The sequence below is a fragment of the Haemophilus haemolyticus genome, assembly GCF_003493685.1.
GTDB classification, from domain to species: Bacteria; Pseudomonadota; Gammaproteobacteria; order Enterobacterales; family Pasteurellaceae; genus Haemophilus; species Haemophilus haemolyticus_O.
Genome location: NZ_QQJW01000038.1, coordinates 1 through 359, shown reverse-complemented (window position 1 = coordinate 359; position 359 = coordinate 1). Strand labels below are relative to the sequence as shown.

The following is a 359-nucleotide window of genomic DNA, read 5'->3' as shown; positions in this document are numbered from 1 at the left end:
GATTAAACGCCTCTTATCGACTCATCCAAGCTTTTCGCAGATTAGCACGTCCTTCTTCGCCTCTGATTGCCAAGGCATCCACCTTGTACGCTTAGTCACTTAACTATACAACCTCAAATGTTTTCAAAACTCAATATAAATTAGATATTGTGCTCTGACTGCACTTTCAGCGTTATTAATTCAACTAAACACTTGATTGCTTTTGTTCAATCAAGATTTTATGCAAAACAGCTTTGCTTTCAGAGTTTCCTTCCCAGTTCCCTCTTTCACTTTCCTGCCTTGCCTACTCAGACTTTCTCTCAAAAATCTCTTGTTTTCAGCTTGTTTCCAATTTTTTAAAGAACAGTAAGATAATCTAA

General features: G+C 37.0%; 1 rRNA gene. It reads right to left on the bottom strand.

The features are described from left to right. A 23S ribosomal RNA gene (locus tag DV434_RS10680) occupies nucleotides 1-105 on the bottom strand; the annotation flags it as partial. Nucleotides 106-359: the final 254 nt, after the last annotated feature.